This window comes from Bradyrhizobium sp. CCBAU 51745 (assembly GCF_028128715.1).
Taxonomy (GTDB): domain Bacteria; phylum Pseudomonadota; class Alphaproteobacteria; order Rhizobiales; family Xanthobacteraceae; genus Bradyrhizobium; species Bradyrhizobium manausense.
In genome coordinates, this window is record NZ_LBJP01000093.1 from 313,631 (window position 1) to 335,401 (window position 21,771).

Annotated in this window: 21 protein-coding genes; 13 read left to right on the forward strand and 8 right to left on the reverse strand. The window is 58.8% G+C overall.

Features of this window, described 5'->3' with window-relative positions:
* The first annotated feature begins 156 nt into the window (after window positions 1–156).
* Entirely contained in the window at window positions 157–1,209 is a 1,053-nt protein-coding gene (locus XH98_RS37765) for a hypothetical protein (RefSeq protein WP_271621572.1), read from the forward strand.
* Here the strand turns inward: XH98_RS37765 and XH98_RS37770 are convergent.
* On the reverse strand, window positions 1,144–1,917 hold the full coding sequence (locus tag XH98_RS37770; RefSeq protein ID WP_271621573.1) for a class I SAM-dependent methyltransferase: 774 nt from the start codon (window positions 1,915–1,917) through the stop codon (window positions 1,144–1,146). The two genes, XH98_RS37765 and XH98_RS37770, sit on opposite strands and share 66 nt — an antisense overlap.
* A gap of 176 nt (window positions 1,918–2,093) precedes the next feature.
* Here XH98_RS37770 and XH98_RS37775 point away from each other — a divergent pair, with 176 nt between their 5' ends.
* Together XH98_RS37775 and XH98_RS37780 are read left to right on the forward strand one after the other, a co-directional pair.
* Window positions 2,094–3,404, forward strand: coding sequence for a GNAT family N-acetyltransferase (locus XH98_RS37775; RefSeq protein ID WP_271621574.1), 1,311 nt, complete (start codon window positions 2,094–2,096; stop codon window positions 3,402–3,404).
* 16 nt (window positions 3,405–3,420) lie between these two features.
* Complete coding sequence (locus XH98_RS37780) at window positions 3,421–4,692, forward strand: glycosyltransferase family 4 protein (protein ID WP_271621575.1); 1,272 nt, start codon at window positions 3,421–3,423, stop codon at window positions 4,690–4,692.
* Here the strand turns inward: XH98_RS37780 and XH98_RS37785 are convergent.
* Complete coding sequence (locus XH98_RS37785) at window positions 4,687–4,905, reverse strand: hypothetical protein (protein WP_271621576.1); 219 nt, start codon at window positions 4,903–4,905, stop codon at window positions 4,687–4,689. The two genes, XH98_RS37780 and XH98_RS37785, sit on opposite strands and share 6 nt — an antisense overlap.
* Window positions 4,906–5,021: 116 nt before the next feature.
* On the reverse strand, window positions 5,022–5,249 hold the full coding sequence (locus XH98_RS37790) for a PilZ domain-containing protein (RefSeq protein ID WP_271621577.1): 228 nt from the start codon (window positions 5,247–5,249) through the stop codon (window positions 5,022–5,024).
* A 1,150-nt stretch (window positions 5,250–6,399) separates the two neighbouring features.
* Between XH98_RS37790 and XH98_RS37795 the strand changes: the two genes are divergently transcribed.
* From XH98_RS37795 to XH98_RS37805, 3 genes are all read left to right on the forward strand, one after another.
* Entirely contained in the window at window positions 6,400–8,046 is a 1,647-nt protein-coding gene (locus tag XH98_RS37795) for an Ig-like domain-containing protein (RefSeq protein ID WP_271621578.1), read from the forward strand.
* Window positions 8,047–8,185: 139 nt separating this feature from the next.
* Window positions 8,186–10,072, forward strand: a complete 1,887-nt coding sequence (locus XH98_RS37800) for a type I secretion system permease/ATPase (protein ID WP_442868680.1) — start codon at window positions 8,186–8,188, stop codon at window positions 10,070–10,072.
* 3 nt (window positions 10,073–10,075) lie between these two features.
* The gene (locus XH98_RS37805; protein WP_057747578.1) at window positions 10,076–11,389 is read left to right on the forward strand and encodes an HlyD family type I secretion periplasmic adaptor subunit; all 1,314 of its coding nucleotides are present in this window, start codon (window positions 10,076–10,078) and stop codon (window positions 11,387–11,389) included.
* 38 nt (window positions 11,390–11,427) lie between these two features.
* Here XH98_RS37805 and XH98_RS37810 read toward each other — a convergent pair whose 3' ends face one another.
* Complete coding sequence (locus XH98_RS37810; protein WP_271621580.1) at window positions 11,428–12,507, reverse strand: nucleotidyltransferase family protein; 1,080 nt, start codon at window positions 12,505–12,507, stop codon at window positions 11,428–11,430.
* Window positions 12,494–13,549: a PqqD family peptide modification chaperone gene (locus XH98_RS37815; protein WP_271621581.1), complete on the reverse strand. Its 1,056-nt coding sequence runs from the start codon at window positions 13,547–13,549 to the stop codon at window positions 12,494–12,496. Before XH98_RS37815 ends, XH98_RS37810 begins: the two co-directional genes overlap by 14 nt.
* 201 nt (window positions 13,550–13,750) lie before the next feature.
* Here XH98_RS37815 and XH98_RS37820 point away from each other — a divergent pair, with 201 nt between their 5' ends.
* A complete protein-coding gene (locus XH98_RS37820) occupies window positions 13,751–14,011 on the forward strand; it encodes a hypothetical protein (protein ID WP_220001576.1) in 261 nt (86 codons plus the stop codon).
* Window positions 14,012–15,268: 1,257 nt separating this feature from the next.
* On the opposite strand, the gene XH98_RS37825 is transcribed toward XH98_RS37820, so the two are convergent.
* Window positions 15,269–15,610: an H-NS histone family protein gene (locus tag XH98_RS37825; RefSeq protein ID WP_271621582.1), complete on the reverse strand. Its 342-nt coding sequence runs from the start codon at window positions 15,608–15,610 to the stop codon at window positions 15,269–15,271.
* Window positions 15,611–16,439: 829 nt separating this feature from the next.
* On the opposite strand from XH98_RS37825, the gene XH98_RS37830 reads away from it, so the two are divergent.
* The 4 genes from XH98_RS37830 to XH98_RS37845 all read left to right on the forward strand — a co-directional run bounded on the left by XH98_RS37830 (window position 16,440) and on the right by XH98_RS37845 (window position 19,038).
* Window positions 16,440–17,138, forward strand: a complete 699-nt coding sequence (locus XH98_RS37830) for a LuxR C-terminal-related transcriptional regulator (protein ID WP_271621583.1) — start codon at window positions 16,440–16,442, stop codon at window positions 17,136–17,138.
* Window positions 17,139–17,866: 728 nt separating this feature from the next.
* Entirely contained in the window at window positions 17,867–18,148 is a 282-nt protein-coding gene (locus tag XH98_RS37835; protein ID WP_271621584.1) for a hypothetical protein, read from the forward strand.
* 51 nt (window positions 18,149–18,199) lie between these two features.
* Complete coding sequence (locus tag XH98_RS37840; protein ID WP_057748023.1) at window positions 18,200–18,616, forward strand: hypothetical protein; 417 nt, start codon at window positions 18,200–18,202, stop codon at window positions 18,614–18,616.
* 185 nt (window positions 18,617–18,801) lie between these two features.
* Window positions 18,802–19,038, forward strand: coding sequence for a hypothetical protein (locus XH98_RS37845; RefSeq protein ID WP_271601033.1), 237 nt, complete (start codon window positions 18,802–18,804; stop codon window positions 19,036–19,038).
* 33 nt (window positions 19,039–19,071) lie between these two features.
* Here XH98_RS37845 and XH98_RS37850 read toward each other — a convergent pair whose 3' ends face one another.
* Both XH98_RS37850 and XH98_RS37855 read right to left on the reverse strand, forming a co-directional pair.
* The gene (locus XH98_RS37850) at window positions 19,072–20,280 is read right to left on the reverse strand and encodes a hypothetical protein (RefSeq protein ID WP_271621585.1); all 1,209 of its coding nucleotides are present in this window, start codon (window positions 20,278–20,280) and stop codon (window positions 19,072–19,074) included.
* Window positions 20,281–20,366: 86 nt separating this feature from the next.
* Window positions 20,367–20,762, reverse strand: coding sequence for a hypothetical protein (locus XH98_RS37855; protein WP_271621586.1), 396 nt, complete (start codon window positions 20,760–20,762; stop codon window positions 20,367–20,369).
* A 28-nt stretch (window positions 20,763–20,790) separates the two neighbouring features.
* Between XH98_RS37855 and XH98_RS37860 the strand changes: the two genes are divergently transcribed.
* Together XH98_RS37860 and XH98_RS37865 are read left to right on the forward strand one after the other, a co-directional pair.
* Window positions 20,791–21,030, forward strand: coding sequence for a hypothetical protein (locus XH98_RS37860; protein WP_220001571.1), 240 nt, complete (start codon window positions 20,791–20,793; stop codon window positions 21,028–21,030).
* Window positions 21,031–21,324: 294 nt separating this feature from the next.
* Entirely contained in the window at window positions 21,325–21,771 is a 447-nt protein-coding gene (locus tag XH98_RS37865) for a hypothetical protein (protein ID WP_271621587.1), read from the forward strand.

Here is a 21,771-nt window from a genome sequence, read left to right on the forward strand (position 1 = left end):
ACCGACCGTGGCGGACCGCTTGAGGGCAAGTCCAGGCGCGAACTTGCGCGGTTCGGGTCAGGCGCACGCCCAAGGCTGCTCGCGCCGGAGGAACGGAGCACGCGCCGGAGCCGATCCTGGCGGCACCAACAGGCGAGTTTGTGGGCCGGAGCGCTCTTGGCCGGATTGATCATTGCCCTTCCAGGCCCCTGTGAAGCGCGGGATGCGAAGCCAGTCGCTCGACCTGATGCTGAACGCGGAGCGACGACCGGAATTGCGACGGGCATCCAAGCCGGGCCGACTGGCTCAGCCCAGAAGGATGATCATCCTCCAGACGCCGGGGCTTGTGCCGCCCAGCATCCTCTTCTCCTGAGCAAATACAGGAAACGGCCGGACTGGCCAGTCGCTGGTGTCGACTTTTGCGTGGGCTACGCGGTGGACACCGTCTTGAAGGACCCTGCAACGATCTCGCTCGACGGTGCCTCAGTCGATACGAAGAATCATATTGTCACCTTGACCGGTAGTAACGTTACGCTTGACGGCTATGACTTCTCGCTTGACGGCGGCTGGCAGGTGCGCGTGAAGGCTTCCGGGAGCAGAATCGTGAACTCACAGTTCGTCGTTGGCTCCAACGATCTTCTACCGATCGTGGGCAGTCCGGAGGCCTCGGATCTCGATATTAGTCATTGCACGATTGACGGCGCCGAGCACGACCCCCCTCCTTGGGGAACAATGGTCGCATATAGTGGGGTCGACCTTACCATCGAATACTCCTGGCTGAAGAATTCCGGCGGCGACATGATTCAGCAGATCGGCGGTACGGGCTCTATCGTCATCGAGCACAATCTCATCGAGAATGGCGGCTTGAGTCCGGGGACGCACGGTGACTACACGCAGCTCGAAGGCGGTCCGTTCACCGTCGCCATCAACTACAATACGACGCTGCAGAGTCGCGGCACCACGCAAGGCCTAATGACCGAGTACGTCGCGGAAGGTGAAATCGGCCACAATACGATGATCGGAACAGTCAGTTACTTCGTGTCGGTGGACCTGTCATCGATCAGAACAACGTTCACGGTTCATGACAACTATTTCGATCCTCGAGGATACGGATTTGCCTATCCTTCGCGCAATACCGGAACGCCGAACGACTCGAGCCCGAAATCAATCTTCACCAACAACGTGAATATGCGTACGGGTGTCGTGCTGCAGGACGCCGTGCGTCGGTGAGTGTCTGTAGACCGCCGCCCCGATTGGTAGGTCCAATCGTTCGAGGAAACCAGATTGGTCGAGTATCTGGGAAAAGATAGGATTGCTGTAAACGATGTAGAGTTCGTGGTCGTTCTGCTCGAGCACGCTTCTTAAATTGTCGAGCATGCGCTTGAGGACGTCCTTTCCGAATGGATTATAGAGGAAGAGCACAGTGTCCTCGGTCGGAAATCGATAGGATGCGGCGTCGGCAAGGACCGAGGATATGTCCTGACATCTGGGCGCCATGAGTCGGCTTATATTTTCGGCCGCAATCGCGTTCAGTTCGGCGGCGAACTCGATTCCCAGCACGCGCCGAAACGGGTATTCCGAGGCCACGAGCAAGGTCAGACCCTTGCCGGAGCCTACGTCGATGTACACAAAGCGTTCGAGTGGGATCTGCAGGATTTCGATGGCTTTCCGCACGAAATCCGGGTCGGATGCCTGATACCGGACTCCTTCCGCATGATGAGGGCTCCGGATCTGCAGTTTCCAAAGAGGAATCGTCCCCGCGGTATCCGTTCCGTAACGACGATCGAAAGCGCTTTGCGCTTGCTTGGCAATGGAGAGGCGTCGCACATGCTCGATGCCGCCTTTCACGAACGACGCGAAGCCGTCCTGACGGAGCTTCTGCATACCAAACCGCAGCAGTGTCCTGAGCTGGCTGCGTCCGCTGGTCTCCTCAGACATGTGACAACTCGCGTGCTGGGATAGAGGGGCGGTCCTGGCGGGTTGCCGTGGCTTGCAGGCGACCAAGACAAATATAGCAGATAAATGATTAATTAAAATAACGCGATCTGGCTTTAATATTCATCCAATATGTTGTTTAATTCGAAGCCAGGATTTCAGCCATTGTGCGAGCTACCATGGTCTCAGCGGGATACAGGGGGGTCGACCGGGCCGGTTACGTCGCCCAGGGTCCGAGCTCGGGGGACCGTGTTTCTAAAGACGCGGTCAGCGACCGCGCCCTGCACGCGAAATCCATTCGAACTGCGGCTGTGAGAACGGACGAGGCTGCGCCGCGCCACATCGAGATTCTCCGAACCCGGCCGGAAATCGAAGCGCTTCGGAAGTTCTGGAACGCATGCAATCCACCGCGAGACGCCGATCTCGAGTTTTTCTTATTCATTTCCGACATCTATCCTGAGGTCGAGCGGCCACATGTCCTGGTTCTCTACGAGGGCGGCGCTCCAAAAGCTCTTCTCGTGGGCCGACTTGAACGGGTTCGCTTACCCCTGCGGCTGGGATATCTCCCGCTCCCTGGTCCGACCGTTCGGATGATCCAAATCGTGCACGGCGGCTGGTTGGGAGCACTCTCCGAAATCAACGCCAAGCTGCTCGTGGAAGGTCTAATTGCCTCGCTCGCGGCGGGAGAGGCCGACGTAGCGTCCTTGCATTCGCCCGATCTTGCTTGCTCGGTCGCTCGATACGCTCGAACTCTGCCGTCGTGGTGGTGTTCGGACCACACGGTCAGGCCAGAGGCGAGGCGGGTACGCGAGCTTTTGCCGGAAGCCGGCCCATTCTTGCGCAGCCTTTCTCAGAACGAGCGATACCAGCAGCGAAAGCGCGAGCGAAACCTGAGAAGCAGCTTTGGCGAGCCGTTGATCGAGATCTTTACCCGGCCGACCGAGGTCGATCGGCTGATGCGTGACGCCGAGACGGTCGCCTGCAGGTCTTATCAGAGAGGCCTTCACGTAGGCTTCTCGGATACTCCGGTCATTCGCAATCGTCTGCGGTTCGAAGCTGAAAGGGGATGGCTACAAGGATACGTTCTCTACCTCAACGGCGACCCGGTGGCTTTCTGGATCGGTTCCCAGCGCAACGGTGTTTTCCTTAGTGAGTACCTATCATTTGATCCGGCATATACGAAGTATGCTCCCGGAATGTATCTGATGCTGGTCGTGATGGAGAAACTGCATGACGGTCCCAGTCATGCTCCCGTGCGACTTGTCGATTTCGGCATCGGTGATGCTCCGTATAAGGCACGATTGGCCACTCGTCATTGGCAGGAATCGACGGTTCTCGTCTTCAGTCCGCGGTTGAGGTCCGTTTCGACCAATGCGCTACGTTTGTCTGTCGCGATGGCGAACCGGTGGATGAAGGAGGCACTGCGCTTCACACCCTGGCTCTCGACGTTGAAACGGAGGTGGCGCGCCCGGGTGATGAGCGATGAGTGAGGGGGCGGAGACATCGGTGCATTCTACCCTGGGCCAGAAGCTCGAATTGCCTCGCGAGGCGCGCGACAGCGAAGCGGCTGATTCCGCCCTAAGTCGGGCAAGCCCGGCGCCGCCACCACATGATAAGCAGGACCTTGGCGAAGCGGCCGCATTGGGTGTGTTGATGCCGCTCCCTCTGAACGGAATGGGCGTCGGCTATACATGCAGCTCTCTTGCCCGCTGGATGGCGGATGAGCGGATCGAAGTCACGGTCGTCACATCCCGTAACGAGCTCGCGCTGCCTTCAATTAAGGTGATCGAGGCTTTGCCGCGCTGGGCTCGACATCTGCCTTATCGTTGGACTCGTGGCTATGCGGGTCACAGGATCGAGCAGGACTTCCTTTCGTGTTTCGACCAGTGCCGATCGCGAAGGCTCGCGGCTAACCTTTGGCCTGATGCGTCGCTTGGGACAATCCATGAGCTGAAGCGGCGAGGGGTGACTGTTTTTCGAGAACAGTTCAATTGCCACACGGCTACGGCCAAAAGGATTCTGGACCAGGCATATGGGCGCCTTGGTGTTGAACCAGCACACACGATCACGGCTGAGACCGTCGAAGGCGAGAGGCGGGTCTTGGATGCGGTGGACTATGTTTTCTGTCCGAGCCCTTTGGTGCGAAGCTCATTGCTCGAGAATGGTATTCCGGCACGCAAGCTGCTGGACACCACGTATGGATGGGATCCCGAGCGGTTCGCAGGACCGCAAAGGCCTCTCGCGCCAGCCGAAGGCATCACGGCTCTTTTCGTAGGCACGATCTGTGTGCGTAAAGGTGCTCATCTACTGTTGGACTACTGGCAGCAAAGCGGCATCAAGGGGCGCCTGGTGCTGGCCGGTGAACTGGAGCCGATCATCAAGGAAAAATATGGGCACCTGTTCGGGAGGGATGACATCGTTGTTCTCGACTACTCCAAAGATGTCGGTGCACTCTACAAGTCTGCCGATATGTTCCTGTTTCCATCTCTGGAAGAGGGAAGCCCTCTGGTGATCTACGAGGCGTGCGGTTGTGGCCTGCCGACGGTAACGTCTCCGATGGGGGCTGGCAGGATCGTGCGGCACGACTGCGAAGGATTTGTAATCGATCCCTACGATGCGGCAGGCTGGTGTGCGACACTTCGTAGGTTGGCCGCGGACGCGGTACTAAGGCGGCGTATGTCCAATGCTGCCTTCGAACGTGCGCGATTATACAGTTGGGAGCAGGTGGCAGCCGCCCGACGACAGCAGATATTTGACGCCCTCCGCGTGACTTCATAATCGGGGGCTGAAAGGTCGTAGGTCAAGCCCTGGTCCGGCGTCGTCCGCTGCGGTCACTGCTTCGGCTGTTTTCGCGATCTTCCGCAGATTGGCTTCCAGATCTGAGACAATGTCGTGCAGCAGATGTGCTGCAAGTGGATCTGTGACCTCGCGCTCTAGGATGCGGTAACGCGCGATTTGCAACTCCTGCTCATTACTTTGGCGCTCTGTCATCGTGTTGCACCCTCGAAAAGGCTACCCGGATGTGACCCCTTCAGTCGTCCATTGGGCGAAGCGCTTCCTGGTTCGGCCGCTATTTCTTCGTCGTGCCCTGAGGCGGTCCGGAAATTCTAGTAGAACGCGACGGCAATTCGAGTTTCCTTGCGCCAGACCACCGCGCAGCGCCTCCGCTCGCCTTCCGGAAGCAGAGTGAGCGCAAATTCCTCCGGAACGCTGCGAGCTTCACGAACGTCGAGGGCTGCACCAAACGGAGAAATGCTCCGGATGTTGCACTCCGTCTGCGAGCGTCCAAAACTAATCAAGCCCAGATGTGCCGATCGGGGTTTGCTCTCATTCATGACGGTGCTCCTAATTGTGAGGCTCCGGCTGCTGCTGGAGTAGCCCACGGAATGGCCCGACTCCGCAGCTCGGGAAATTGAAGAATAATAACACGTTCCCAGCGCCGGTTAAATAATTAATTGTTTAATTTGTGGCAATAAATGTAGGTGTCGCGATATTCGGTGGCGTTCCGCCCCTCGATTTGGGTCGTCAAGTGGTTGACGCAAGCTATTGAGAAAAAAGATATTTCAGATTGCTTCCGGGTCGGCAGGTGCCTCCCGAGCGACGGGCCCGGGCTTTAACTGGAGATGGAATTAAATGGATGGAGTTTTAAAATTAAACCGTCGCGGGCTTGTCGCCGCCTCTGATAATGGGAAGCGGATAGCAGTCGTAGCGACACGACCACTTGCGCCCGCGAGCGGCAATTCATCTGAGCTGTTCATTTGCATACGAAAGGAACGTGCGCCCGCAGCCGGCGGGCGAGTTGCGTGCCCGGTGAGGGAAGTAATCGGTCGCTGCTTGACTCCTTGTCGATCCGACCGGCCGTCACGCCCATGAGTATCTCGGCGGATCTTTGGTTAGAAACGGTGGCGCAATCGCAACAAATTGTGGCGGCTCGTGTTCGCTCTATTCCATCTGCACAGGTTTTACTCTTGCGTTTTGGAAGCAGACGCCTGCGAAGCAAGATTAAATGAATCCGGATTGCGACAGGTCGAATCCGATCTGGTTGATGATGTGGATCTTTCTCGGAAAATTCATTGTGAGTCACAATCTCAATCCCCGGGTTCATACGGTATTTCAAATTGAACTGTGAGCCATTGTCTGATGGCGGTGAGCCAGTATTCGGCGTTTTGATAATTTAATTTTCTGGTGGGGCGTGCCTACCAAAACATCACCCTAGCACAGCCCCGATGTCGTCCAAAAAAAGCCCGCGGTGCCGGGGCAATAGTCTGCCCGCCGGTCCTGACGTGGTCGGCTCGAGAAGAAGCAAGACAGCATGGCGCTCGGGGAGCATCCTTGGATGAGCACATGTTGAGGGGAAATAGACATCAGGAGAACAGGTAGATGGCGCTTAACGACGGCTCAGCTAATGCACCGGTTGGATCACCGCAGCTTCCGAGCTTGCTAGACTCCTACGGCGCTAGCCGCCCTGCATGGAGTGTCGCCGGCGTGGATTATCATGTTGGGGTGCCGCAGGGTTTGGCACTCAAGGATCCCGCGACGATTTCGATGGCCGGTGTTTCGGTTGACACGACCAATCACGTGGTGACGGTCTCTGGCAACAATGTCACTCTTGATGGCTACGACTTTTCTGGCGGCGGTGGCTGGCAAGTAAGTGTCGAGGCCGCGAACACAAAGATCCTCGATTCCAATTTCGTCGTCGGGTCCAACAACTACACGCCGATTGTTGGTACCGAACAGGCATCCAACCTCAGTGTGTCCAATTGCACGATCGACGGGGCAGGACACGACGCGGGTGTGTCGGGCACTCTGTTTTTGTATAGCGGCACCAACTTTAGCATCGACCACTCGTGGCTGAAGAATGCTGGCGGGGACACGATCCAGCAGACTGGTGGCTCCGGCTCCATCGTCATCGAACACAATCTTATCCAGGATGGCGGCCTGAGCCCGACATCTCACGGGGACTTTACGCAGTTCGAGGGCGGCCCATTCACGCTTGCCATGAACTACAATACCACTGTGGAAAACAACGGTGAGACCCAGGGACTGTACACAGAGTTCATCTCTCAAGGGCAGATTACCCACAACACGATGCTCGGTAACCAGAGCTACTTTACGTCAATCGATACCCAATCCCTCACCGGAACCCTGACAGTCCAGGACAACTATTACGACCCGTCCAAAGCTTACGGTTTTGCCTATGAGGGCGGCTCGAGTCCGTTGGCTGTTCTTGATCATAACGTGGATATGACGAGCGGGACGCCCGCTACCACCGTCACGGGCACGCCCACTGACACGGTCACGCCCGCTCCGACTGACACGACTACGGCTCCTCCGACTGACACGGTGACCGGCACTCCGACTGACACGACGGCGGGCACTCCGACTGATACGACGGCGGGCACTCCGACTGACACGTCTACGGGCACTCCGACCGACACGGCTACCGGCACGCCGACCGACACGGTTACCGGCGCTCCGACGGATTCGTCGGACGGTTCGACGGGAACAGCTACGGTTGCTCCGAATGCTCCGGTGCTAGTGAGCGATTCAATCGTTCATCATCATGCAATCGTGTCGGGAACGGCCGATCCGGGCACGACCGTGCAGCTCTACGAAGGTACAGCGCTGCTCGGCTCGGGGACAACGGACGGTGATGGAAACTGGAGCGTAAGGACCTCTGCCCTCAAGGCCGGGTCACACACCTTCACTGCGACGGCTACGGATGAGGCGGGCAACACGAGTGCCTTGTCTGATCCGCTGGATCCCACTATCGGTTCGCATAGCGGCTCGCACGCTCAACATGCCAGTACGATCGCCGAGCCGAGCGGCAGCCAGGTCAATCCGAGCGGTGGTGCTCAGACGGCTGGCAGCGATGGTCTTTCCGGCACGGGGAGCACAGACACGTTCGTCTTCCACAGCACCTTCGGCCACCAAGTCGGGGCTTCCACGGCCGCCGGAGCTGGCCCCGATCAGCTCCAGGCCCACAACAGCGTATTCGACAGTTTTGCCAGCATCCTGTCGCATGCGGCTCAGTCGGGCCACGACGCCGTTAGTCCAACCGGGATTGACACGCTCGCACTGAAGACCATGAAAGTCGATGCATCTCACAGCCACGACTTCCATTTCGCCTAACCGACAAGCGTAACGACTCTACTCTGCCTTGGGGATGGTCTCGCAAAGGCACGGTTCAGGGGCAAGTGCTATGAGTGATATTGGATGGCGGGGGGTGATCCCCCCGCCGCGGAAGCTTCGCCGAGCGCAGTTCTCAGCGATGGCGAAGTGCTTTGAATATTTCGCGGAGGTCTCCGCTGTCGCTGGCCGCTTCCTCCATGAAGCCGAACTCCGTTCTCGCACTGCCGAGCTGATCGGCTGGACGAAGCAGGTGCTGGAAGCGCTTAGGCTGCGACTGTTCTCAGATCAACAACGGGCCGGCGAGCACTATGACGAGCCGAGCTCCGAGATCTCATCGGTCTTGCGTTCTTGCCGTCTGGTCTTTTGGGCGCTGGCGGCGTTCAGCGGCATGAGCAATCTGTTGATGCTGACCGGATCGTTTTTCATGCTCCAGGTTTACGATCGGGTGCTTCCCGGCCGCAGCATCCCGACCTTGATTGCACTCATAGCGCTGGCAATCACGCTTTATCTGTTTCAGGGCGGGCTCGATCTCGTGAGGAGTCGCATCAGTGTCCGCGTCGGCCGCTACCTGGATGAGCGTCTGGGCATCCGCGTGTTTGATGCGATTGTGCGGCTTCCTCTTCGAACCAAGGCGGACGCCGATGGTTTGCAGCCGCTGCGGGATCTCGATCAGGTGCGCAGCTTCCTATCCGGGGGCGGTCCGGCTGCGCTGTTCGACTTGCCCTGGATGCCCCTTTATCTCGGCATCTGCTTTCTCTTCCACTTTTGGATCGGCGTGACCGCTCTGATTGGAGCGTTCGTTCTGGTCGGCATTACCGTGGCCACCGAGACGCGGACGCGCGGACCGGCCAAAGCATTTTCGCGTCTGGCGGTCTCGCGCAGCGCCTTGGCTCTGGAGGGCCGACGAAATGCCGAGGTTCTGCAGGCCATGGGAATGCGCCGGCAGGCAGCGCTGCGATGGCAAGACGTCAATGCGAAATATCTTGCGGCTCACGAGCGGGCGAGCGACATTGCTGCCGGCCTCGGAGGCGCCTCCAAGATCTTTCGTGCGATCTTGCAATCATCGGTTCTCGCTGTCGGCGCCGTGCTGGTTATCAATCAGGAATCGACGGCCGGCATTATCATCGCGGGATCCATCCTCACGGCTCGGGCGCTTGCGCCTGTCGAAACGGCGATTGCGAATTGGAAGGGATTTGTCGCGGCACGTCAGTCGGGACATCGGCTGGACGGCCTGCTGAAGCTTCTTCCGGCCGAGGAAGAGCGACTGGCTTTGCCGGCGCCGACCGGAACGCTCACGGTCGAGCACCTCTATGTTGCCCCGCCAAATTCCGAGAGGGCAACTCTCAGTGAAATTTCATTCCAGCTGCGAAGTGGAGAGGCGGTCGGTATCATCGGTCCAAGCGGATCGGGAAAATCGACCCTGGCCCGAGCATTGGTCGGGGTGTGGCCGTCTCTTCGCGGCAGGGTCAAGCTCGACAATGCCGCGCTCGAGCACTGGTCAGCCGAGGCGCTTGGCAAGCACATCGGTTATTTGCCCCAGGACGTTGAACTTTTTGACGGAAGCATTGCGATGAACATCGCGCGGTTCGATCCGCAAGCGACTGCCGCGGCGGTCCTGGAAGCGTCGCGCGCGGCAGGCGTGCATGATCTCGTCCTCTCGCTTCCCGACGCCTACAGCACGAAAATCGGGCAGGGCGGCATGGCACTGTCGGCCGGTCAGCGACAGCGTATTGGACTTGCACGCGCGTTCTATGGAAATCCCTTCCTGGTCGTGCTCGACGAGCCATCCTCGAATCTGGATTCGGACGGTGAAGAGGCGCTGAGCAAAGCAATTATGAACGTTCGTCTGCGCGGCGGCATTGTCGTGATTGTCGCGCATCGTCCGAAGGCGCTCGAGGCCGTTGACCATGTGCTCGCGGTCGGGGAGGGACGGCTCCAATCTTTTGGAAAGCGAGAAGAGGTTCTCAGGAAGGTGCTGCGAACCCCTATACCTCTCAAGGTCGTCGCCGAGGGGCATGGGAGATAGGTGATGAGCAGCCAGATCGCTCCTGCGATGCAATCAATGCAGCGTTACATGATTCTGGGCGCGGTCATGTTCGGCTGCGTGATCTTCGGTATGGGCGGCTGGGCAACGACCACCCAGTTGTCGGGCGCGGTCATTGCCCAGGGACTTGTGGTGGTCGATTCCAGCGTGAAAAAAGTTCAGCACGCGACGGGCGGCATTGTCGGCGAGTTGCGCGTTCGGGAGGGAGATCGCGTCAACGCTGGAGACATCCTGATCCGGCTTGACGAGACCCAAACCCTGGCAAATGCGACCATTGTCACGAAAAGCCTGGACGAACTCCTTGCGCGCCAGGCGCGACTGGAAGCCGAGCGCGATGGTGCCGATCAGATCGTCTTTCCCAAAGTGCTCCTCGATCGGACCAAAGAGAGCAGTTCCGAAGCAAGTCGTGCGATCGCAGCGGAGCGTACGCTGTTCAATCTGCGGCGTCAGGCGAGAGGCGGCCAGAGGGCCCAGTTGGAGGAGAAGAGCTCCCAGCTGGAAAATGAGATCAAAGGCTATTCCGGCCAGGCTGAGGCCAAGCAGAAGGAGGTCGATCTGATCCGCCAGGAGCTGGAAGGCGTACGCTCGCTTTGGCAGAAGAATCTGGTCCCGATCACGCGGCTCAACTCGCTCGAGCGGGATAGCGCCCGTCTCGAAGGCGAGCGCAGCCAGCTGGCGGGAATGATTGCCCAGTCGAAAGGCAAGATTGCGGAGATCGGACTGCAGATCATCCAGATCGATCAAGACTTGCGAACAGAGGTCGGCAAAGACCTGATCGATACCCGCTCGAAACTATCGGAGCTTTCGGAACGCAAGACGGCAGCGGTCGATCAGCTCAATCGCATTGATATTCGGGCACCGCAGTCCGGCCGTGTTCACGAGCTCAGCGTGCACACCGTTGGCGGCGTCATCGGCCCGGGCGAGCAAATCATGCTGATTGTTCCGGACGCCGATACACTCGCGGTCGAGGTCAGGATTGCTCCACGCGACATCGACCAAGTCTATGTCGGCCAAATGGCCACGATGCGCTTTGCTGCATTCAATCAGAAGACCACGCCGGAAATTGATGGGGAAGTCAGTCTGGTGTCTGCCGATATCACCCAGGACCAGCGCAGCGGGACCAGCTACTACACCGGCCGGGTGCTGCTCAAGCCGGAGGAAGTGGCGAAATTGGGATCCGCCAAGTTGCTGCCTGGCATGCCGGTTGAGGTGTTCATCAAGACGCCGGGAAGGACCGCGTTGTCTTACCTCTTGAAACCATTGCGGGACCAGGCCGAACACGCCCTGAAGGAACGATAACCGGACATGGCAGGGTGAGCCGCCGGTGCCGCAATTGGCTAGACCTTGCCGACCCGGTGGGCGCGAGCCCTTTCCATGATGAACCGAAAGGTTTCGGGCTTGGGCATCGCCCAAGTCCCACTACCGGACTGGCCGGCTCCCCGATATTCAGCGCCCAGCCCGCAGCGATAGTTGCGGTAGTCAAGCACGGCGGCGGCAAGAAGCGGCCAGCGCGCCAGCGGGAAACGTGCTTGCATGACTCGCCTTTTGAACTGCAGGCGCGGAATGCGCCGGCTGCGCATCGAAGCGGGAACGTCGACGCCTAACAACTCGGTCAAGGCGATGAGCTGGGTTTCGAGCGCGTTTCGCGCCAGTTTCCCTGGTACATAGCCGGCGAGCCGGATCCAATCGAGCCCGTCCGGCGAGTTGATCAAGTCGCGAAGCTGCAGGAGGTGCCTTAGATCAATTCCGCCTACCCAATAGTCGTAATCCTGGAATTGATCATGCATGGTCAGCAACAGAGCCTGGTAAGCTGCTGTTGGCACGTACGCTGACCCTGCACCAATCGATGTGAGCTTGCTATTCTCCAGGATGTCGCCCGCCGGGCGGTAAAAATACGCGGGGCCCGGCAGGGTCCGGTGCAGGTCGATCATTCCGACATCCTGAGGCCGCTTGAGATCGGTGCACCATTTTTCACTCGCGGCAGGAGTTTGGAAGTGCACGACGTAGCCGATGTCAGCGAGTGCCTGCAGAGAGATCTGCGTCTGCTCCGGCGGGACCAGAAGATCAATATCGGCCATGAGCCTCATTGAGGCTTGCGCGCGTGAGGCTGTAACAAGGGTGGCGGCGCCCTTGAGCAACACGGGCGTCACTCCTCTATTGTTAAGCGCAACGACGGCTTCGGTCAGCTGGGCAGTGAGCCATTGATTCCGAACCTCATTGCGGCGATGGATCTCTCGCACATAGGCGCAGACTTCTTCCGGCAGGCTTTGCTGGAACAGGTTCACGAAATCGATCAGGGCCGGCGTCGTTAGCGTCTCGTTCGCAAGTCCCAGAATGGCGAACCAATCGGGATCAGATGGCAGTACACCTCGCAGGCAACGGCACAAACTGAGCAGCGCAGAGCTATGAATCGCCATGACAAAGTCCGGTGAGCACACGCGCGGCATCTGCGGCATCCGAATAGAGGAGCTCGAAGCATTCGGAGTCCGCGAGCATCCTCTTCAGTGCGATGAATCGTCTCCGTGATAGCTTACCGTCCGCCGCGAACGAGCCCTCCAGGATTCTACCGATTGCATCGATTTGGCCGATCCGGATCAGCTTGGTCGACAGACCTTCACTCCGCTGCAGGAAGACGATCCATTTGGCTGCAAATCTTCCATGATGCACGTTTACGGCGGGGAGATAGCGCACGCGAGCTTCGTCTGACCGGCGATGGACGGGCTGATCTCTGAGATCGCTGCGCAATCTCGAGACGATGTCCCAAGCCCCCGATTTTACCGTGAGCGGAAACGGCAGTCCCTCGGCCTCTCCGTCTGGTGCAATAAGCACCACGTCGTCGCCGCCATATTGAAATCCGGCGTGGCACAAATGCACAGATAGCGTTGATTTGCCGACGCCGGGATTGCCACAGACGAGCAGCCCATTGCCCTGTCGTATGAGCGAAGCCGCGTGAAGCGCGACATCCGTCCGATCGCTCAGGATGAGGCGCTCGGTCAAACACGCCTTGATCGCCGGTGCCAACTGATCAATTTCGCAGCGGAAGGTCCTGCCCCCGTTGAGGCGAAAAAATGCCTGATCAGCGTTCTCGACCGCCTCTATGAGGATGTCACTCGGACCGTGCCCGCGCGTGGAATGTCCAAAGAGCGGCTCCAATAGACCGAGCAACCCCTCGTTTGAGCATTGAACGGCAATCGTGCGCTGAGCAAAGCGGGTGTGTAGCGCCCAGTCGCTCGAGGGCTCCCACTCCAGATCGACCAGTCCCAGTTCAAGCCATTGATTTAGGGCCTGCTGCACCAACCGAGAGGCCGCGGTGCCGTCCATTCCGCAATTGCTCAGTTCCTTCGTAATCGCCTCGGTTTTCGCTCCCTCAAGCAATTTGCACCAGATGAAAGCGGCGATGCCGTTGAGTTCGTAGATTTGCTGATTACGCTCGCTGAAGACCAGGGGCCGATTGTCCATCAATGTGAACGAGCTATCTGAGGCCGGACGGAAAGCTACGGTTGGGCAGGAAACGAGGCCAGCCATAGGGGTTGGGGTTGTGCTTACCATCGAAGTCCTCAGATTAATCATCTCGCTGCTCCGCGCTCAAACGCAATAATACCCCTCGACAAAATAAAATAAATATTTAAATTGAAATTTTTAAATCAACGAGGGGCGGACATGTCAATCAAGTTCGTCGGCGACATTGAATGGGACGGCAAGGCTCTCTGCGCGCGGGTCGCTACCGGGTTCGGAGAGGTGCTCTGCAGGGTTCCGCGAGAAACAATTCACGCGCTTCCGGTCTATTCGGACGCGATCGAGCGGGAGATCCGCTCACAGCGGCACGCGATCATGGAAAGGCTTGCTCCGGCTCTCAGAGCAAAGCTTGCCATTGCAAACAGGGATCGGGCGATCGAACTGCTTCCCTCGGAAGTTCACTAGCAGCAGCGCACGAGCTCCGCGAGCGCGCATCGCGGCCTCGCTTGAAAAGATAATTAAACATAATGCGCTAAATTAAATCGACCGATCGGGACAATCGTTGGGCGGCAGCGGGCATGACGGCGAGTATCTCATTGCGAGAGCCAATTGGCGAAGGCGCTGCAATTGCGATACCATGCTGGCAAGTGCCAAAGCGGTCGCAGAGAGCTCTTGATCGCGCCGGATCATTTCAGCCAGTCGATTTACAACGTCGGGATTTGTGATCATCCGTAACTCGCATGCAAGAGGCGTGCAACTGAATTGGCCGGGCGGACCAATGCTGCCTGGGACCCCTCAAGTAGTACAGCGATAACTTAGCCGGAACCAAATTCGGGCGGTGTGAGGCAATTCACATTTGCAATCTGCCGGACAGCACAGGAATTGCGCAGCAAGAGGAAGCCAGGCGGCGCCATGGCTATTCCGGCTTGCTCCTGATGAACGAGCGGTGCTGATTGCACCCATCGTGCTGACAGTTCACCAATGTCGAGGTGCCGAGGATATCAGCTGCGCCATCCTCATCGGAGCTATGCCACGCTGAGATTGCAAAGTGGAGCGTGAGTAGCATGCTGCCGATCATCAATAGTCCAAGCAAGACGCGATCCACTTGCTATCCCCACCCTGGTCTGCACCGGAACAGAAGAAACGGTTCTGCTGAGTCGAAAAATGCAGCACGGCTTACCTTGCTTGCATTCTCCCCGAATTTCACTGGCGAGGTGCGAAGCGGGAGGCGTGATTGAAAGCGGGATGCGTTTTGGATTAAATAGCTTAAAATGCCGGCGCCTCATCAATAATCTTGCTGGTTAAATTTGGGGAGGAGATATGAGAGAGCGTGAGAGGGGCTTGTTCGAGCCGTCGGGCAGTCTACACGATCGACGCAGCATCGAGAGAACGGGACTGTCGCTGATCCAGCCTGGCAATCGCGTAACGATGAGCAACCTTGGACGTCGTCGCCACCCGAGCTACGCGGGTCTTGAAGGGACGATCGTAGGTCGGAGCGCCTATCCAAGTAGCGTTCGCGTGAAATTCGACCGCCGAATTCAGGTGGAGACCTTCCATCGCGACTACCTCGAGCTCGTGGACCCGACTGCCGCAGGGGCTGCCAGCGATGTTGTCACTTGTGGGGATCGTTGACGTTCATTGCCGACCCCGCACATCGGCAAATCAGGTCCGTGCGAGGGATGCGGACAGAGCGGTGCGCCATGCGCCCGATCTTCCCAGGTCTTACGTCTTCTGACGGCGCTTTCGTTGCGTCGATCGGGCGATCAAAAGATCGTCAAGCTTCTTGCCCGCCCGCAGTTGCGCCCTGAGCCAGCGGGGCTGCTTGCCGCGACCCGACCAAGTCTCGTCCGGATTCTTGGGGTTCCGATATTTCGGCAGCACCGGTGGGTACGGACGGCGTGTGCGCTCCGTTTGAGGATTGCCCTCCCCACCTTCAATCTTGCGCAGTCGTGCCTCGAGCTTGGCCTTTTCCGCGGCCATTCGTCGACTGAGCACAGAGGTCACCTGGTCATAGAGTTCCCACAGCTCAGCGGTGGTCATCGAACCCCAGTCGCCCGTCTCCATGAAGCCGTCCCCAACTACCCCGCTCGGCGCGCAGGGATTTAACAGCCGGGCCGCTTTCGGGCAAGGGCGATGCGGGTCCGATATCGCTAGGGCCGACTAGGGCGATACCTCCGGGCGGCTTGTCTCTTCCCTTGGGACCGTCTTGTTGACCGTCGCCTGCCGAGCATTCTCTGCTCCGCCTCGAGCACGCGATTTCGTAGGCTCTGCAATTCCGTAAATTGTACAACGAGGGACTGATGAGTTTCCCGTAAAGCACCTAAAGGATACATGGGCCACCTACTGGTTACAAACACTGACCCGACCGGCATCGATGATCTGTGAGCAGCCATCTTTTCGGTCGCAGGCACCGACTAATTAGTATGACTATTGGTGAAGGGCGCCGCAGCGCTGTCTTGCTAATCTCCCCCTTTGGCGTGCGGATTATGCTCGACCTTAAATGCCAACAGCAGTAGCCCCTATATATCGTTGGTTATACTCGCGATTCGCAGAATGTGAGATCTCGGTCCTCGCGGCCAACCGGTGGAACCCCGAGCGTGCCCGCAGCTTGCAGGCGAATATCATAATGTTTACTACCGATTAAAAAGAGTTTTCCCCAGTTTTTCTTGATCCGCTTGCGCACGCGGCACGTCGTACTATTCCAGAGGGCTCTTCACTCAGGGGAAGATATGCGCTAACATAGCTATCAAAGGTTGTTGGCTTGGCAGGCACCGAGCGCGACATTTTTGTCTAATGAAAGTTAATGTATGGGGCGAGCTTTTGAAGAAGATGCCAACGGACGGGACTAAATTGGTTCGGTGCGGGGTTTGGCAATAACAAGATCGAGGACCGCATGCGCCGCACGACGGTAGTCATTGCAGACCGGCAGCCGATCGTACGTGAAGGGATCACCAGCATCCTTACGGCGCAGCCTGACTTTGCAATCGTGGCTGCCTGCCGGGACGGAACCAGCTGCATCGAAGCCATCCGCCGCTTTGTGCCCGACATTGCCGTTTTGGAGCTTTCGATGCCCGATCTCAGCGGGCCGGACATTCTGGCGATGGTAAAAGGCGACCACCTCGCCACTCGAGTGGTCTTCTTCGCGGCCTCTATCGCGGAGCAGGAGTTGGGCGCGGTGATGGCGGAGGGGGCATACGGTGCGCTCACTAAGGATGCCGAGCCTGAGGTATTGGTCCGAATGTTGCGACAGGTTGCGCAGGGTCACGCTGTATCGCCGGTGCCCTCGCCTGAACCGGAGGGATATCAGGACGAAGCGCCAAATCGCGAGAAGCCCTTACGGCTGCTGACCGATCGCGAACGCCAGATCATGACTCTGGTATCGGAAGGGTTGTCCAACAAGGAGATTGGGCGGCGCCTCAATGTTGCTGATGGAACGATCAAGGTCCACCTGCATCACATTTTTCAGAAGCTTGAAATTGCCAACCGGACAGTACTAGCGGCGCTAGCGATCTCGCAGCACGAGGCACGTATTGCTCCCGTGGAGATCGATCCGTCCAATACGTCGCTAGAGGACGAGGCCGACGTCAAGTAATGATTCCATTCGCGGCCCTCCCGGCACCAGATCCTGCCCGCAGCGGTGAGCCTGCTCTCACGCGCAGTCTCAGCATGTTGATACAGGCTGAGGGGGCCCGCATAGAAATTCGGAAAAAATAGATGAAGGTCGCTGCGCCCCAGTGCCGTCTTTGAAGAGCGTCGCTCAACCACAGAGCGATTAATCCTGAAGCAACCCGTTGCACAAACTTCACGTCGTCTGACAAAAGTTTCAGCGACGGCCATCTTGAAGTCGTCACATCTGCACGATGAAATGTGATGGGAGGAGCGTTCCGAGCACCTAGGAACAGTCCAATGACAGCAATTCTGGTTTTGGCATCGATTTTTGCGGCAGGTTTTGGCTGCGGCTATGGCGTGCGAGCATGGCGCTCACGCAGGCGGTCGGCACGGTATCGACTCTACGCGCCCTACACTCCGGCTTCAATCGGTGCTGGCCGAAGCCCGCCCACCTCGTGACGATCATCGGTTAGGTTAGCTCATCTCTTTCCTTGAGAGCACCGGACCAGGAGTTTAGAGCTTACGAGCCTGTTGCGAGATTTGAACGACGTCTGCAATTGCGAGGCGTGCGTAAGGAACCGTGGATGGCGTATCTTATTGCGTTGCTGAGCCTGACTGCTGGCGCGGTCTCATTGATTGCTTTTGTGTGCATTTATAGTCGACGGCTCGAAGGACTCTCCGGCCCCTGGATCCTCCGTGAGGGTCGTCGTAATGATTGAGCAAAAGCGCCATGCGCCGCGAAGATATTTCGTTGATGCGCAGGGGCATCGCGTTCTGATCGGCCTGTCGTCGGACGAAACGGCGGAATTTGAGGCCTTGGATCTGTCGCCGGTCGAAGGTGTCGTGCCGCCGGCGACCAGTGACATCAGCGACGGGGTCGCCGGTGAAAACGAGGTGAGGTGGCTCGAACTCTACCTCAAGCATGAGGGGGCGTGGCGGACCTGGATCACGCAAAGTCGAGCCGAGCAGGCGACAGCGTTCAAACTTTATTAACCGTATTTGACCGATGGTGGCCGCTTCAAATCCGAACGTGGGATGGCCCAAATGTTCCAGCTATTCCTGAGGGCACGCGCGCACAACCTCCTCAATTCCCGGCGTGAGGACAAGGGCTTCAAAGCCCGCTCGGCCGAGCGCGACGCCGAGACTGATCGCGTCCGGATCGAGGCGATCATGACAGCGCTCGATACTGCGCTGCAGGAGGCGGAAAGGGAGCAGGCCGGCCTCAATCGGCGTGTTGATGACGCTCTTGCGCGCGCCTCGGTCACCATTGGCAACGGCACCGACGAATATCTGGAGCGGGAGCCGCTGGACAATCATCATCAAGACCTTTTCGCCGCCGATATCTCCAACGGCCAGCGCAGGCTCAAAGAGCTGAGCAGCACGATTGCGCACCTGAAATTCGTCAAGGCTGCAATGCTGACCCGCTTCCCGGATTTCAAGCCGCCGCAGCTCAACAGCTAGTCGGCATCTGTTTCACAGAAGAGCGTCCAGCGCTCGAATCGACGCGCTGTGGCGCGATGATCCGGGCTTCTTTGCGGTTGGGCGTTTCGGCCGTCTTTGATATGGTCCCCCGTCACGCGGCGTGGATCAAAGGAGTGAGCAAGGTGCCCGTCAGAGATATCCGGAGGTTGTTGGGACTAACGTGCTTGTTTGCGCTGATTGCTCCCGCGACGGCGTCTGCCATCACCGCCGAAGTGGCGCGCACATGTGACGCGGCGGCCGCAAAGGCTTTCCCGCCAAAGCAGGTTGGTAATCCGGCCGCCGGCAGTTCCAAGGGCTCTGCGAAGGAGCGGCGTGACTATTTCAACAAGTGTGTCGCGAACAACGGCAAGGTTGACGACGCGCCGGCCGATGCGCCCAAGGATAGCAAAGCCAAAAATTAGGCAGGCAACCCGGCAAGCTGGTCGTCCTCGCGCTTAACGGGGTGGGGGGCAGGGGGAATAAAACGCACCATTAGTCGCGTTGATGCGTTCGACGCATTGATTGGGATCGGTGACGGTCCCTGCGACCGTGAAGTCGTAGCCCATGCCCTTGACGACCACGATGTAGCGTCCCGGGGCAAGCGTGAAGCCGTCCTGCTCGGGCTGCAGCAACAGCATTCTTGGCTGGTCCTCAACGGGGCCCACTTTATAGGGGTAGGACATGCTGCGGATGACCCAGGCATCGCCGGCGCTGACCATGGCAGCCTTCCCGGCGGCGTCCACGCCCATCGCGCGGGAGACCTTGGCGACGACCCGAACCTCGGTCACGCTTGTATCCATCCCTCCATCCGGGCGGAACACGATGAATTTGACATCTCCGCTCGTCAGCGTGGTTGCGCTTGGCGTGTTGATGGCCGCCGATATCGCGACGCGCCGGTCCGGGATCTTTCCAGGGACCGCCTTGAGCTCCTGGAGTTGGCCGTCGCTGAAGGCGTAGACCCCGAACGTTGTCGGCAACGGCATCGAGGGTTGTGCCGGCGGCGCCGGCTCTTTTTGGCTATCCGGCGTGCGTTCCGCGGTCTCGCGTGGTGGGTTCGGCGGCGCCGCTGGCTGCGGCTGAGCATCCCGGGACGCGGCCTGTCGCTGTGCGAGCTGCGACAGGGCGGCGAACTGTGTCTTCAACCGCGGCCAATAGGCCACTCCGATTCCAACCGCGAGGATCAGCAGGAGCAGGACGGCCAATCGAATGGCAGATGTGAAGGCGCGGGTTCGCTTGGGGCGGTCTGGGGACTTGGACGGTGCGACAGGACTGCGCGGTGGTTCTGCCGGCTGAGGAGCGGCCGCTACGGTCAAATCAGGAGGCGCTGCCGGAATGGGCGGCGGGCTCGGGGAAGCGACAGAGGGAGGAACAGCAGCGGATGTTTCCGCGACGTTTTGCGGCGTTGCTGCGACGCTGCCTTTGAAGGAACGCTCGACCTCTTCGATGGCGCGTTCGAGGATCTGCAGGAGATCACGGGATTCCCGCGCGTCGGCGTGGGTAAATTGCTCGCGCAGCTTGACGCGGGCGAGCTCGTAGACGATTTCCCGCAGCTGCTTGGGATCGGCGGAGGTCTCTCGGATGCGATCCGACAGAAGGCGGACAAAGCCGGCCTTGATCTCTCGCGTGTTCGGAGCGTTGGCCGCAGTGTCGCCGGGATCGGTCATTACGGTCGATCAACTAGCTCGGATGAGGCTGTTTCGCTAGGCTTTTCCACATCAGGCCCGCCTCTCCGAGAGCGGTCGCTCCATGGTCAAGCTTGCAAGAGCCTCTTCAGGCCGTCCCAAGGAGCTTGCTTTTGGACGAAAACCTGTGACATTCCGGCGAGCTTCTCATTCAGGTGCTTGATCATGCGCAACGGTTTAATGGCACTCACATTTGTGGCCCTTTTGGTGCCGCCTTCCTTTGCACAAGGGGTCAAGGACAAGGCCAATCTGACCAGCACCAGCATCGTCACCACGACCACCACCAAGAAGACCCAGACGACCGAGGCTTCTCGCCCCACTGCGATCCGGAATTTGGCGCCGGGTACCCTGCCCAGCGGAACAGCGGCCCAGGGCGTTTGGAGGGATGGCAAGCTCGTTGCGGTGCCGCGGCGGTAAGACCCCAAGGAACCGTGAAGCAGCCGTGAAGGAACGGTGATCGCCACCCTAACGTTGCTGATCGGGAGATATCGCATGCAACGTTTAGCTTTGATCGCGGTCGCGCTGTTCGTGCCCGCAGCCGTCGGGGCGCAGGGGGTCAACGACCCCTCGACGCCTGATCGTAACGTCATTATCGTCAATCCGTCGCAGCCATCGCCGAGCACGGCGACGCCGAATATCCCCAGCCAAATTCAGCCGCCGATCACCAGAGGCGGGCGGGCCCAGCCTTATTACGGCAACAGAACACGGGGTAGCGGCTCAGCTCGGCGTTGATCGCTGGACGATGCCATAATGCGCTTGTTTTGCCCGACGGGTCAAGTGTATTTCGGGAAAACAGTAGACCTCCGTCCGGCTGTTGCCGCTACTGTGCATGGGGTTGTTTTTCGATTTTTGAGGACGGCCGGGCTAAGGGGGCCGGTCATTGCCCGCTTGACGTCATACCTCCGCCGGCCGGGAAATTGCCGGCCTTGAGGGCCATCCGCAAGGGTATAAGCTTGAGACAGGTCGGTGATCAGCCCCTTTTTGTGACCAGTCCGTTTTTTATGTTCAGTCCTTGGAGACTTTACGGTGCATCCCCCTCGACGTGATCCGTTGTTAAATGGCGCGCTCCGCAGCGTCCTGCTTGGTGCCCTCGTTGCGGCATCAGGTGGTCTTGGAGCTTGCCTTGTTGACCCGACGCCTTGCTTTGCGGAAGACGAGCCGGGACCGACCATCAACGACTTTCTTCCGTCCAGCGAGCCGGAGCTGACGCGCGATCAATGGCGGCAGCGGATCGACGAGGCCAGACAGCGCGCCAAGGAAGCCTCGCGCGAGCATCGCGAGCATCCCGAACTCTACAAGCCTGTCCCGGAAGACCCTGATCTTGTCGCGACTGAACGTATTCTCAATGACGAAAGTCTGCAGCGAGGCGACATCGTCACCACGAAAAAGGGAACGTTCATCTACCAGGGAAGATCCGATCAGCCGCGCCGCGAGCAGGACTTCGTGCCCGTGGCCCCGAAACCGGGGCGCTAA